We start from the raw sequence: 13,993 nt of genomic DNA, 5'->3' as shown, positions 1-13,993 counted from the left end.
GTATCGGGATCAGAGGTCCGGGGCATCTCAGGCGGTTCCGAGTTCGTCGTCGAGCAGGTGGAACAGTTCCTCGGCGCTGGCGGAGCCGAGGTTGCCGTCGTCCGCGCCGGTGCCGTCGGTGGCGCTCTCGGCGTACGTCCAGAGCGACAGCAGTTCGCGCAGCCGGGCGGCGACGGCGGCGCGGTCGGTGTCGTCGGCGGCGATGGCGCGCATCGCCGTCTCCAGCTTGTTCAGCTCGCCGAGCACGGACAGCGCGGAGGTGCTCCGCTCGGCGAGCAGCGCGCCGCGCAGGTGCGCGACCATGGCCGCGGTGGTGGGCCGGTCGTAGATGAGCGTGGACGGCAGCCGCAGCCCGGTGGCGGCGGCGAGCCGGTTGCGGAACTCCACCGCGGTCAGCGAGTCGAAGCCCAGCTCGACGAAGCCCTTGTCGGTGTCCACGTCGCGCAGCGAGGCGTAGCCGAGCACCGCCGCCGCGTGGGTGCGGACCAGGTCGGAGAGCACCCGGTCGCGGTCCGCCTCGGCGGTGGCGGCGAGCGTGTCGCGCAGCGCCGTCGCCGCGTCCGCGCCCGGTGTCGTGGCCGACGCCGCGCCGGTGGGGCGGACCAGGCCGTGCAGCAGTCGGGGCAGCGCCGGTCCGAGCCGGCCGAGCACCGCATGGTCCAGGTTGACCGGCGCGATCGCCGGCTCGTCGTGCCGCAGGCCCTCGCTGAACAACGCCATGCCCTCGTCCGGGCCGAGCGGGCGGAAGCCGGCGCGGGTCATCCGCCGCTCGTCGACGTGGCCCTGCGGTCCACCGGGCTCGTCCGGGTTGGCCCACGGCCCCCACGCCATCGACGTGACGGGGAGCCCGCGGGCCCGGCGGTGGTGGGCGAGCGCGTCGAGGAACGCGTTCGCGGCGGCGTGGTTGGCCTGGCCGGGGCCGCCGAACAGCCCGGCGGAGGAGGAGAAGAGCACGAACGCGGCGAGGTCGAGCTTCTCGGTCAGTTCGTGCAGGTGCCAGGCGGCGTCGACCTTGGGCGCGAGGACGGTGTCGAACCGGGCCGGGGTCAGCGCCGGCAGGACGCCGTCGTCGAGGACGCCGGCGGCGTGCACCACGCCGACCAGCGGCCGGTCGGCGGGGATCTCGTCGAGCAGCACGGCCAGTGCGTTCCGGTCGGTGACGTCGGCGGCGACGACCTGCGCGGTGGCGCCGAGCGCGGTCAGGTCGGCGACGAGGTCGGCGACGCCGGGCGCGTCCGGGCCGCTGCGGCTGACCAGCAGCAGGCGCGGCACGGCGTGCCGGGTGACCAGGTGCCGGGCGACGAGCCGGCCGAGCGCGCCGGTGGCGCCGGTGACCAGCACGGTGCCGGTGGACAGGTCCGGTTCGGGCCGCTGCGGCGGCGGGCCGAGGCGGACCAGCCGGGGCACCCGGAGCTGGCCGGCCCGCAGCGCGAGCTGCGGCTCGCCGGTGCCCAGCGCGGCGGGCAGCGCCACCGTGGAGCGGGGGTCGTCGTCGAGGTCGAGCAGGACGAACCGGCCCGGGTTCTCCGACTGGGCGGAGCGGATCAGGCCCCACGCGGCGGCGGCCGGCAGGTCGGCGGGGCGGTCGGTCGGTTCGACGGCGACCGCGCCCCGGGTGACCACGACCAGCGGGGTGCCGGCGAATGGTTCCCGGGTGAGCCAGTCCTGCGCCAGCGCCAACGTCTCGTGGGTGACCAGGTGTGCGGCCCGGGCCGGGTCGGGCTCGTCAGCGCGCTGTCCGGGGCGGACGGCGACCACCGCGTCGGGCCGGGCCGCGCCGCCCGTCACGGCCGCGACCAGGTCGTCCAGGTCCCGGTACGCCTCGACGCCGGGCCATCCGTCGGCGTCGCCGAGCACGGCGATCCGGGTGGGGTGGGCGGTGCCCGGCTCCGGGGTGGTCCAGTCGAGGCGGTGCAGCGACCGGGCGGCGGCCCGGCGGGCGGTGTCGAGCTGGTCGGCGCTGATCGGGCGCAGCACGAGCGCGTCGAGGGAGGCGACCGGCGTGCCACCGGTGTCGGTGACGGTGACGGCGACCGCGCCGTCGGTGGGGGTGAGCCGGACCCGCAGCTCGCGGGCCCGGGTGGGTTGGATCGCCAGGCCGGTCCAGGAGAACGGCAGCCCGGGCCCGGCCGCGTTCGCGGGTGCGGCGGCGGCAGTGGTGGCGCGGTGCAGGGCGTCGGCGCCGATGGTGTGCAGCGCGGCGTCGAGCAGCGCCGGGTGCAGGGTGAACGGGTCGACCGGCGCGTCGGGGTCGAGCGCGACCTCGGCGAGGAGGTCGTCGCCGCTGCGCCAGGCGGCGCGCAGCGCCTGGAACGTCGGCCCGTACCGGTAGCCCTGCTCGGTGAGGTGCGGGTAGAGGGTGTCCAGCGGGATCGGTTCGGCGTCGGCGGGTGGCCAGGCGCCGCCGGCGGTGCCGGTGACCGGTCGGGTGGGGGCGAGCAGGCCGGTGGCGTGGCGCTGCCAGGTCCGGCCGGTGCCCGGGGCGTCGCCGCCGTCGTCGAGGTGGGAGTGGACGGAGACCGGCCGGCATCCGTCGTCGTCGGCGGCGCCGACGCGGATCCGTAGGTCGACGCCGCCGGTCGGCGGGACGACCACCGGTGCTTCCAGGACCAGTTCGGTGACGTGGGCGGTGTCCAGGGCGCGTCCGCTCCAGGACGCCATCTCGACCAGGGCGGTGCCGGGGAGCAGGACGGTGCCGAGCACGGCGTGGTCGGCGAGCCAGGGGTGGGTGGTCAGGGAGATCCGGCCGGTGACCAGCAGGCCGTCGTCGCCGGGCAGGTCGGCGGCGGCGTGCAGCAGCGGGTGGTCGACGGCGTCGAGTCCGGCGGCCGGCAGGCCGGCCGGTCCGGTGCCGCCGCGCGACAGCCAGTAGCGGTCCCGCCCGAACGGGTAGGTGGGCAGGTCGACCACGGCGGCCGGGGTGAGCACGGCAGTCAGGTCGACGGGCAGGCCGATGGTGTGGGCGGTGGCGAGGCTGGTCAACAGCCGCCTCGGGTCGTCGTCACCACGCCGCAGCGTGGACAGCGTGTGGCCGGTGGTGTCGGTGTCGTCGAGGATCGCCGTCACCGGCAGCGTGAGCACCGGATGCGCGGACACCTCCACGAACGTGGTGTGCTCGGCCGCGACCGCCGTGCGCACCGCCTGCTCGAACCGCACCGGTTGGCGCAGGTTGGTGTACCAGTAGGTCCCGTCCATGCCCTCGGGTTCGGCCCACTCCCCCGTCACCGACGACACCATCCGGACCTGACCCGGCTGCGGCGACAAGCCCGCCAGGTCGGTGAGCATCCGATCCCGGATCTGCTCCACGGCCGGGTTGTGCGAGGCGTAGTCGAACGGCACCGGCCTCGCCCGCACCCCCTCGCCCACCCACGACTCCCGCAGATCAGCCACGGTGTCCGGCGGGCCGGACACCACCACATGAGCAGGCCCGTTCACCACCGCCACCACCGTGCCCGGCACACCCTCGATCCGCGCGGCCACCTCCGCCTCAGGCAGATCCACCGCGAGCATCCCGCCCGAACCGGCCAACGTGGCAAGCGCCCTGGCCCGCAGGATCACCGCCCGCGCCGCGTCGTCCAGGGACAACACCCCCGCCACGCACGCGGCGGCCATCTCCCCCTGCGAATGCCCGACCACCACACCCGGCTGCACACCGGCGGCCCGCCACACCTCCGCCAGACACACACCCACCGCGAACAACACCGGTTGCAGGATCTCCACCCGGCCCAACCAGGCATCGTCGTCGCCGGTCAACACCGACACCAGGTCCACGTCCAGATACGGCGCGAACGCCCGCTGACACTCGGCAAGACGCGTGTCGAACGGCGCGCACCGGCCCACCAGACCCGCCGCCATCCGCACCGACTGACCACCCTGACCCGGGAACACGAACACCGGACCCGGCCCGTGGACGCCCGCCGTCCCGGTGACCAGGGCGGAGGACGGCAGGCCGGACGCGAGGGCGTCCAGGCCGGCCAGCAGGTCGTCGCGGTTCGTACCGACGACGGCGGCGCGCTGGTCGAGCGCGGCGCGGGTGGTGGCGAGTGACCAGGCCACGGCGGCCGGGTCGTGGTCCGGGTGTTCGCGGATGTGCCGGGCGAGCCGCTGCGCCTGCTGCGCGAGCGCGGTGGCGGAGCGGGCGGACAGTGGCCAGAGCGCCGCGTCGGTCCGCACCAGCCCTTCCGTCGGCGCGGGCGTGGCGTCCACCGGCTCGGCGGGCTGCTCGACGATGACGTGGGCGTTGGTGCCGGAGATGCCGAACGACGACACCGCCGCCCGACGCGGCCGGTCCACCACCGGCCACGGACGGGCCTCGGTCACCAGCTCCACCGACCCCGCCGACCAGTCGATGTGCGGCGACGGCGCGTCCACGTGCAGCGTGGCCGGCACGGTCGCGTGGCGCATCGCCTCGATCATCTTGATCACGCCGGCGACGCCGGCGGCGGCCTGTGCGTGGCCCATGTTCGACTTGATCGAGCCGAGCAGCAGGGGCGTGTCGCGGTCCTGCCCGTACGTGGCGAGCAGCGCCTGCGCCTCGATCGGGTCACCGAGCGTGGTGCCGGTGCCGTGCGCCTCCACCACGTCCACGTCCGAGGTGGACAGCCCCGCGTCGGCCAACGCCGCCCGGATCACCCGCTGCTGCGACGGCCCGTTCGGCGCGGTCAGGCCGTTGGACGCGCCGTCGGAGTTGACCGCGCTGCCGCGGACCAGCGCCAGCACCCGGTGGCCGTGGCGGCGGGCGTCGGAGAGCCGTTCCACCAGCAGCATGCCGACGCCCTCGGACCAGCCGGTGCCGTCGGCGGCGGCGGCGAAGGACTTGCACCGCCCGTCGGCGGCGAGGCCGCCCTGCCGGGAGAACTCGGCGAACGTGTCCGGGGTGGCCATCACCGCGACGCCGCCGGCGAGGGCCAGGTCGCACTCGCCGCGGCGCAGCGACTCGCCGGCCAGGTGCAGCGCGACCAGCGACGACGAGCAGGCCGTGTCGACGGTGACCGCCGGGCCTTCCAGCCCGAGCGTGTACGCGACCCGGCCGGAGATGACGCTGTGCGCCCCGCCGGTCATCAGGTAGCCCTCGGTGCCCTCCGGCACCTCGGTCAGCCCGGTCCCGTATCCGGAGGTGGAGGCGCCGACGAACACGCCGGTGCGGCTGCCGGTCAGGCTGGTCGGGTCGACGCCGGCCCGTTCCAGCACCTCCCAGGCGGCTTCGAGGGTCAGCCGCTGCTGCGGGTCCATCGCGAGGGCCTCGCGGGGCGAGATACCGAAGAACGCGGGGTCGAAGCCGGTGGCCTCGGGCAGGAAGCCGCCGGCCGGCGTGTAGCCGCTGTCCGGCGCGGGCACGGCCCAGCCGCGGTCGGCGGGGAACCCGCCGATCGCGTCGACGCCGTCGGCGACCAGACGCCACAGCTCCGCCGGGCCGCTGACCCCGCCCGGGTAGCGGCAGGCCATCCCGACCACCGCGATCGGCTCGTCGGTGTCGGCGGCGCGGGTCGGACCGGCGGACGCGGCGGGCGCGGCGCCGAAGGCGGCCTCCCGCAGGTGTCGGGCCAGTTCGGCCGGGGTGGGGTGGTCGAAGACGAGGGTGGACGGCAGCCGCAGCCCGGTGGCCTCGTTCAGTCGGGTGCGCAGGTCCACCGCGGTGAGCGAGTCGAAGCCGAGGTCCTTGAACGGTCGGCCGCGCAGGTCGTCGGCGGTGGCGTGGCCGAGGACGCGGGCGGTCTGCTCGTCGACGATGCGCAGCAGTTCCCGTTCCTGCTCCGCCTCGGGTCGGTCGGCCAGGTGGCGTAGCGGCTCGGCGACGCCGGCCGGCGCGGCGGCGTCCCGGGCCGCCTCGTCCTCGGCGAGCGCCCGCACCTGCGGCAGGTCGGACAGCAGCGGGCTGGGCCGGGTGAGCGTGAACGCCGGGTGGAAGCGACTCCAGTCGACGTCGGCGACGGTGACGCCGGGGGTGGGTCGGTCCATCGCCCGGTCCAGCGCGAGCAGGGCCCGCCGGGGGTCGATGGTGGGCAGTCCCATCCGGTGCAACTGTTCGGTGGCGGCGTTCTTCGCGGCCATGCCGTCGGCGCCACCCCAGGCGGTCCAGGCGACGGCGGTGGCGGCCAGGCCCCGGTCGCGGCGGTGCACCGCGAGCGCGTCGAGCAGCGAGTTGCCGGCGCCGTACGCGCACTGCCCGGCGCTGCCCCAGGTGCCGGAGACGGAGGAGAAGAGCAGGAACGCGGTCAACGGCCGGTCGGCGAGGCACTCGTCGAGGTGCAGCGCGCCGAGCACCTTGCCGGCGACCACGTGGGCGAACTCGTCGAGGGTGGTGCCGGTCAGCGGGGTGAGCTGGTCGGTGCCGGCCGCGTGCACCACGGCGGTCAGGTCGGGCAGCGAGTCCAGCAGCGCGGCGACGGCCGTACGGTCGGTCATGTCGCAGGCGGCGGCGGTGACCCGCCCGTCGGCGCCGTGCTCGTCGAGCAGCGGGGCCAGGCCGGGGGTGTCGGCGCCGCGCCGGCCGGCGAGCACGACCCGGCGGGCACCCCGGTCGAGCAGCCAGCGGGTGACGTGGCCGCCGAGCGCGCCGGTGCCGCCGGTGACCAGCACGGTGGCGTCGGCCCACCGGTCGCCGGCCGGCTGCTCGGGTGCGGGGGCCGGGCCGAGCCGGCGGCCCCAGACACCGCCGGCGCGGACGGCCACCTGGTCCTCGCCGCTGCCGCCGGTGAGGATCGCGGCGAGGCGGCGGCGGGCGGCGTCGTCGGGGGTCTCCGGCAGGTCGACCAGGCCGCCCCACCGGTGCGGCTGTTCCACGGCGGCGGCGCGGCCGAGGCCCCAGACCAGGTTCTGCACCGGGTGGGTGAGCCGGTCGGCCGGACCGGCCTTGACCGCGCCGCTGGTCAGGCACCAGACGGGCGCGTCGAGGTCGAGGTCGGTGAGGGCCTGGAGCAGCACCAGCGTGGTGGCGGCGGCGACGCTGACGCCGGGGTGGGCGGGCAGCAGCCGGTCCTGCCCGGCGACCAGGTGCAGCACGCCGGCGACCGGCGCGTCGCCGATCGCTTCCCGCAGCCGGTCGGCGAGCGCCGCCCGGTCCAGGTCGTCTGCGCCGAGGCGCAGCACCGCCGCGTCGTCGACGAGTCCGGGCAGGTCGTCCGCCCAGCCGCGCTCCTCGGCGTCCGTGGGCAGCAGCACCAGCCAGCGGCCCGCCGGCCGGTCACCCTCCGGGACGGCGACCGGTTGCCACCGCACCTGGTACGTCCAGCCGTCCACCACGGACCGGTCGTGCCGGCCGCGTCGCCAGGCGGAGAGCACCGGCAGCGCCGGCAGCAGCGTGTCCACCGCGCCGAGCTGGTCGCGCAGGGCGTCGACGTCGGTCCGCTCCACCGCGGCCCAGAACTCGGCGTCCGCGCCGGTCCCCTCGCCGGCGGGGGCAGGGGGCGGCGGCTCCGGCCAGAACCGCTGCCGGTGGAACGCGTACCCGGGCAGCCGGACCCGGCGCGGGTCGGCGCCGGCGAACAGCTCCCGCCAGCCGACGGTGACGCCGGCGACGTGCAGCTCGGCCAGCGCGGTGAGCAGCGCGGCGGGTTCCGGCCGGTCCCGCCGCAGCAGCGCCACCGCGCTGACGTCCGGGCCGGCCACGTCGCGGGTCAGCGCGGTGAGCACGCCGCTCGGCCCGACCTCCAGGAACGTGCCGGCGCCGAGCGCGCGCAGCCGGGTGACGCCGTCGGCGAAGCGGACCGCCTCCCGGACGTGCCGCACCCAGTGGTCGGTGGTGCGGATGCCCTCCGGGTCGACCAGCTCGCCGGTCAGGTTCGACACGATCGGCAGGGTCGGCGCGCGCAGCTCCAGCCGCTGCACCACGGCGGCGAACTCGGCGAGCATCGGCTCCATCAGCGGGCTGTGGAACGCGTGGCTCACGGCGAGCCGCTTCGTGCGTACCCCCTGCTCCGCGCAGCGGCGCTCGACCTCCGCGACGGCCGCCTCGGCGCCGGAGACCACGACGGCGGCGGGCCCGTTGACGGCGGCGACGCCGATCGGCCCGGCGACGTCGGTGAGCAGCGCGTCGACGTCGGCGGGCGGCGCGGTGACGGAGAGCATGGCGCCGCCGGCCGGCAGCTCGTGCATGAGCCGTCCGCGCGCGACGACCAGCGTGGCGGCGTCGGCGAGCGACAACACGCCGGCCACGTGCGCGGCGACCACCTCGCCGATCGAGTGCCCGGCCAGCAGCTGCGGGCGGACGCCCCAGGACGCGAGCAGCCGGACCAGGGCCACCTCGACGGCGAACAGCGCGGGTTGGGTCCACCGGGTCAGGTCGAGCAGCGCCGCGTCCTCGGTGCCGGGTTCGGCGGCGAGGATCGGCCCGAGCGGGCGGGGCAGGTGCCGGTCGAGTTCGGCGCACACCTCGGCGAGCGCGTCGGCGTAGGCCGGGAACGCGGCGGCCAGTTCGCGGCCCATCCCGGGCCGCTGCGCGCCCTGGCCGCTGAACAGGAACGCCAACTGCCCGCCGCGCGGGCCGCCGGCGACCAGGCCGGGGGCGGTCCCGCCGGCGGCGAGGGTACGCAGGTGGTCGCGGAGCGCGGCGCGGTCCGGGGCGAGGATCACGGCCCGGTGGTCCAGCGCGCCCCGGGTGGTGACCGACGACCAACCGATGTCGGTCAGCGGCACGTCCGGGCCGGCGTCGGCGTCGGCGTCGAGCCAGTCGGCCCAGCGGGCGCCCTGGGCGGCCAGGCCGGCGGCGTCGCGCGCGGAGACGAGCACCGGCACCAGGCCGGCGGCCGTCACCGGCGCCGGACCGGTCGGCGCGACGGCGGTCGGGGACGGGCCGTCCCCGGCGACCGCCGCGTCCGGGGCGGACGACGGGGCTGAGGCGGACGACGGGGCCGAGGCGGACGACGGGGGCGGGGCCTCCTCGACGATGACGTGGGCGTTGGTGCCGCTCATGCCGAACGAGGACACCCCGGCGCGGCGGGGCTGCTCGCCCGGCGGCCAGGGCAGCGCCTCGGTCAGCACCGACACCGCGCCCGCGGTCCAGTCGACGTGCGGGGTGGGCGCGTCGACGTGCAGCGTGGCCGGGAGCCGGCCGTGACGCAGCGCCATCACCATCTTGATCACGCCGGCGACACCGGCGGCGGCCTGGGTGTGGCCGATGTTCGACTTCACCGACCCGAGCCGCAGCGGCCGGTCCGCGGGCCGCCCCTGCCCGTACGTGGCGAGCAGCGCGGTCGCCTCGATCGGGTCGCCGAGACTGGTGCCGGTGCCGTGCGCCTCCACCGCGTCGACCTGCTCCGGGGCGAGCCGGGCGCTGGCCAGCGCCTGGAGCACCACCCGCTGCTGGGAGGGGCCGTTGGGGGCGGTGAGCCCGTTGGACGCGCCGTCCTGGTTGACCGCGCTGCCCCGGATCACCGCGAGCACCGGGTAGCCGTGGCGCTGGGCGTCGGAGAGCCGGGCCAGCAGCAGCACGCCCACGCCCTCGCCCCAGGCGGTGCCGTCGGCGGCGGCGGCGAACGCCTTGACCCGCCCGTCGGCGGCGAGCCCACGCTGGCGGCTGAACCCGACGAACGCGGCCGGGGTGGACATGACGGTGGCGCCGCCGGCCAGCGCGAGCGTGCACTCCCCCTGCCGCAGCGCCTGGCCGGCGAGGTGCAGCGCGACCAGCGACGACGAGCAGGCGGTGTCGACCGAGACGGCGGGTCCCTCGATGCCCAGCACGTAGGAGATCCGCCCGGAGACGACGCTGGCGGCGGTGCCGGTCAGCACGTACCCCTCGACGCCGGGCGGGGGCGTCTGGAGCAGCGCCGCGTAGTCCTGGCCGGTGGTGCTGGCGAACACGCCGACCTGGTGCCCGCGCAGCGCCGTCGGGTCGATGCCGGCGTGCTCGAACGCCTCCCAGGACGTCTCCAGCAGCAACCGCTGCTGCGGGTCCATGCCGAGCGCCTCACGGGGCGAGATGCCGAAGAAACCGCTGTCGAACTCGGTGGCCGAGTCGAGGAAGCCGCCCTCGCCGACGTACGAGGTGCCGGGATGGTCGGGGTCGGGGTGGATCAGCCGGTCCAGGTCCCAGCCCCGGTCGGTGGGGAAGGCCGAGACGGCGTCGGCGCCGGAATCGACCAGCCGCCACAGGTCCTCCGGTGACCGCACCCCGCCGGGGAACCGGCAGCCGATGCCGACGACGGCGATCGGCTCCCGTTGCGCGGCCTCCAACTCGCCGAGCTTGCGCCGGGTCTGGTGGAGGTCGGCGGTCATCCATTTCAGGTATTCCCGGAGGGTGTCCTCAGTCGCCATCAGCGCCACCTTTTCGGGCCGGAGAAACAGGCGACCCAATACCGTTCGGCGTGACCATGAATTGCACTGTCCCGCGCCCACCAGGTCTCACTTACGGTGAGGAAGGTAATTGTCCGCGGAGGCGGGTCACAACCCCTACGACGCCCCTAGGGCCGCCCCTAGCAGGGACGTCGTCGCGAGGTGCCCAGGCTGGGCGGGGGCGCCCGGGTCGGCGGCCCGGCGGGACCGGTGGCGGCAGCGTCCACAAAGCCGCCGCGACCGATCCGCCGTACCCACTCCACAATGGCGACGGAATCGCTCAGGATTCGCCGCCAGGGCCACCCAACTCGCGGTGGATGAAATCGAACAGTTCGGCGTCGCTGGCCCCGTCGAGCGTGCGGGTCACCGGCGCCTCCTGCGGCGCGGACCGGTCGTCGCCCCAGCGGGCGAGGAACGCCTGCATCTGCACCAGCAGTTTCCGCCGGGTCAGCTCGTCCGGCGCGCCGGCGGCGAACAGCCCGTCCACCTTCTCCAGTTCGGCGAGCAGGCCGGTGGTGGCGGCGGCGCCGTCGGGCGCCAGCAGCGTACGCAGGTGCCGGGCGAGCGCCAGCGGGGTCGGGTAGTCGAACACCACGCTCGCCGGCAGCGTGGCCCCGGTGGCGGCCCGGAGCCGGTTGCGCAGCGCCACGGCGGTCATCGAGTCGAAGCCGACCTCGCGGAACGCCCGGGCGGGGCCGAGGTCGGTGGTGTCCGGGAGGCCGAGCACCGACGCGGCCTGCCCGGCGACGAGGTCGACCAGGATCGTGTCCCGCTCCGCGTCGCCGAGCGGGCGCAGTCGTTCCCGCAGCGCGGTCGCGGCGGCGTCGTCGGTGGGCTGGTCGGCATGCAGGCCGCGCAGCGCCTCCCGGGCCTCCGGCAGGTCGCCGAAGAGCGGCCGGTCGCGGACCGCGGCCACGGCCGGCACGAACCGGTCCCAGCGGACGTCGGCGACGACCAGCCGGGCGCCGTCCGCGACGGCCCGCCGCAGCGCGGCGACGGCCAGTTCGGGATCCATGCCGGGTAGCCCACCCCGGCTCAGCTGCGCCAGGTCGGTGTCGGTGAGGCCGTCGGCCCAGGGGCCGAACGCGACCGAGGTGACCGGCAGCCCGGCCCGCCGCCACCCGGCGGCGAGCACCTGGAGCAGGGCGTCGCCGGCCGCCTGCCCGCAGCGCCCGCCGGAGCCCCACACCCCGGAGGTGGAGGAGCAGACCACGAGCGCGCCGAGCGTCCGCTGTTCCACCTCGTCGGCGTACCGGGGCAGGTCGCCGACGGTGGCGAGCAGGTCGGCGGCCAGGTCGGCGAGGGTGAGGTCGGCCAGCGGCACGGTGCCGGTGTCGGCGGGCACGTGCACCAGCCCGGTGACCGGGCGTCCGTCGGCGGCGAGCTGCGCCATCCGGTCGGTCAGCTTCCCGCCGGCCGGCTCGTCCAGCGGCACCACGGTGGCGCCGGCCCGGTCGAGCCAGGCGGTGGTGCGCCGGGCGACCGGTCCGGTCCCGCCGCTGAGCAGGACGCTGCCGCGTGGCGTCCAGCCGCCGTCCGTACCCCCGGTCGGGTCGGTGGCGCGGACCAGGCGGCGCACGAGCGGCCCGGCCGCGCGCACGGCGACCTGGTCCTCGGCCTCCCGGTTGGTCAGCGTGGCGAGCAGCGCGGCGGCGGACTCGGCGGTCACCGTGCCGGGCAGGTCGACCAGACCGCCGACGTGCCGGGGGTGTTCCAGCCCGGCGGCCAGCCCGAGACCCCAGGTGGTGGCCTGCCACGGCCGGGTGGCCGGTTCGTCGTCGGTGGCGACCGCGCCGGTGGTGGCGAGCCACAGCGGCGCGCCGCCGTCGCGGGCGGTGTGCGCCTGCAGGAGCAGCAGGTTCGCCGCGAGCCCGGCCGGCAGGGCATCCCGCTCGGGGTGGGGCGCCTCGTCGAGCGCGAGCAGTGACAGCAGGCCGGTGGGCCGGTGTTCGGTTTCGGCCCGGGCCAGGTCGGCGGCGAGGCCGTCGCGGTCCACGGTGGCCGGGTCGACGGTGAGCAGCCGCACGTCGGCGCCGCCGGCCCGCAGCGCCTCGGCGACCGTGGCGGCGGTCTCGCGGGGCGGGGCGACCAGCAGCCAGCGGCCCGGTTCCCCGCCGGTGAGCGGGCGGGGCTGCCAGGCGACCCGGTAGCGCCAGCCGGCCAGCACGCCGTCCTGACGCCGCCGGCGACGCCACGTGTCGAGCTGCGGCAGCAGGTCGCGCAGCGGCTGTCCGGTGTCGATGCCGAGACGGTCGAGGTCGCCGTCGGTGACCGCCCGCCAGAACTCGCCGTCGTCCGGCCCGGCGGCGCCGCCGATGGGCGTGGTCAGGGTGGGCCAGTAGCGCTGCGGCCGGAACGGGTAGGTGGGCAGCTCGGGCAGGTCGCGGGCGGCGGGTCGGGGGCCGGCGAGCAGCGCCGGCCAGTGCAGGTCCCGGCCGGTCGCGTACCAGGCGGCGACCGCGGTGAGCAGGGTGGTGACCTCCGGTACGCCGGCGCGCAGCGTGGCCACGGCGGTGGCGTCGTCGGGGAGCAGGTCGGCGTTCATCGGGGTCAGCACGGCGGCCGGCCCGATCTCCAGGAACGTGTCCGCGCCGGCCGCGCGCAGCGCGGTGATCCCGTCGGCGTAGCGGACCGCCTCGCGGACGTGGCGCACCCAGTAGTCGGGGGTGCGCAGGTCGTCACCGTCGGCGAGCGCGCCGGTCACGTTCGACACCACCGGCAGCAGCGGCGCGGCGAACGTCAACCCGTCCAGCACACTGCGGAAGTCGGCCAGCATCGGCTCCATCAGCGGGCTGTGGAACGCGTGCGACACGGTCAGACGGCGGACCCGGACCCCCCGGTCGCGCCAGACCCGCTCGATCTCCGCCAGGGCGTCCCCGGCGCCGGAGACCACCACCGACGACGGCCCGTTGACCGCGGCGATCCCGACGTCGGCCCGGCCGGCGAGGGACGCGGCCACGTCGGCCTCCGGGGCGGCCACGGCGAGCATCCCACCACCGGCCGGCAACGCCTGCATCAACCGGCCCCGCACGGCGACCAGCGCGCACGCGTCCGGCAGGGACAACACACCGGCCACGTACGCGGCGGTGATCTCCCCGACCGAGTGCCCACCGATCAGGTCCGGCACCACCCCGAACGACTCGACCAGCCGGAACAGGGCCACCTCGACCGCGAACAGGCCCGCCTGCGTGAACCACGTCTGATCCAACAGGTCACCGTCACCGAACAACACCGGCTTCAACGGCTGCGGCAGCAACGGATCCAGGTGACCGCACACCTCGTCCAGGGCGGACGCGAACACCGGGAACGCCGCGGACAACTCGCGGCCCATCCCGGCGCGTTGCGCGCCCTGACCGGAGAAGAGGACGGCGGTGCCACCGGTGCCGGCCGACGCGGCGGACACGAGGGCGGGGTGGGGTTCACCGGCGGCGAGCGCGGCGAGCGCCTCCCGCCGCGTCGGCGGGTCGGCGGCGACCACCACGGCCCGGTGGGTCAGGTGCGCCCGGCCTTCGACCAGCGCCCAGGCGGTCGCGCCGGGGTCGGCGGCGGACAGCGGGTCGGTCGGGTCGGTGAGCCGGGCGGCCAGGCGGGCGGCCTGGTCCCGCAGGCCGGCGGCGGTGGCCGCGCTGACCGGCCACGGCAGCGCGACGTCCCGGGCCGGGCCGGCGAGATCCGGGCCGGTCGGGTCGGCCGGGGCCTCCTCCAGGATCACGTGGGCGTTGGT

At 76.8% G+C, this 13,993-nt stretch carries 2 protein-coding genes (1 of these 2 running past the window's edge); both read right to left on the bottom strand.

The annotated features are described in order from the left end of the window. Positions 1–27: 27 nt before the first annotated feature. Positions 28–10,251: a type I polyketide synthase gene (locus ACN27B_RS24070; RefSeq protein WP_422741583.1), complete on the bottom strand. Its 10,224-nt coding sequence runs from the start codon at positions 10,249–10,251 to the stop codon at positions 28–30. Between the two features lie 298 nt (positions 10,252–10,549). Continuing rightward, a protein-coding gene (locus tag ACN27B_RS24065) for a type I polyketide synthase (RefSeq protein ID WP_422741582.1) crosses the window boundary here: on the bottom strand, positions 10,550–13,993 show its 3' end. 26,169 nt of this gene lie beyond the right edge of the window; the window shows 3,444 of its 29,613 coding nt (coding positions 26,170–29,613); its start codon lies off the right edge, out of view; it ends in the stop codon at positions 10,550–10,552.

It is taken from the genome of Micromonospora sp. WMMD754 (assembly GCF_049315235.1).
GTDB classification, from domain to species: Bacteria; Actinomycetota; Actinomycetes; order Mycobacteriales; family Micromonosporaceae; genus Micromonospora; species Micromonospora sediminicola.
Note: the sequence above shows the minus strand (reverse complement) of the source record. Positions and strands in the feature narration are given on the sequence as shown.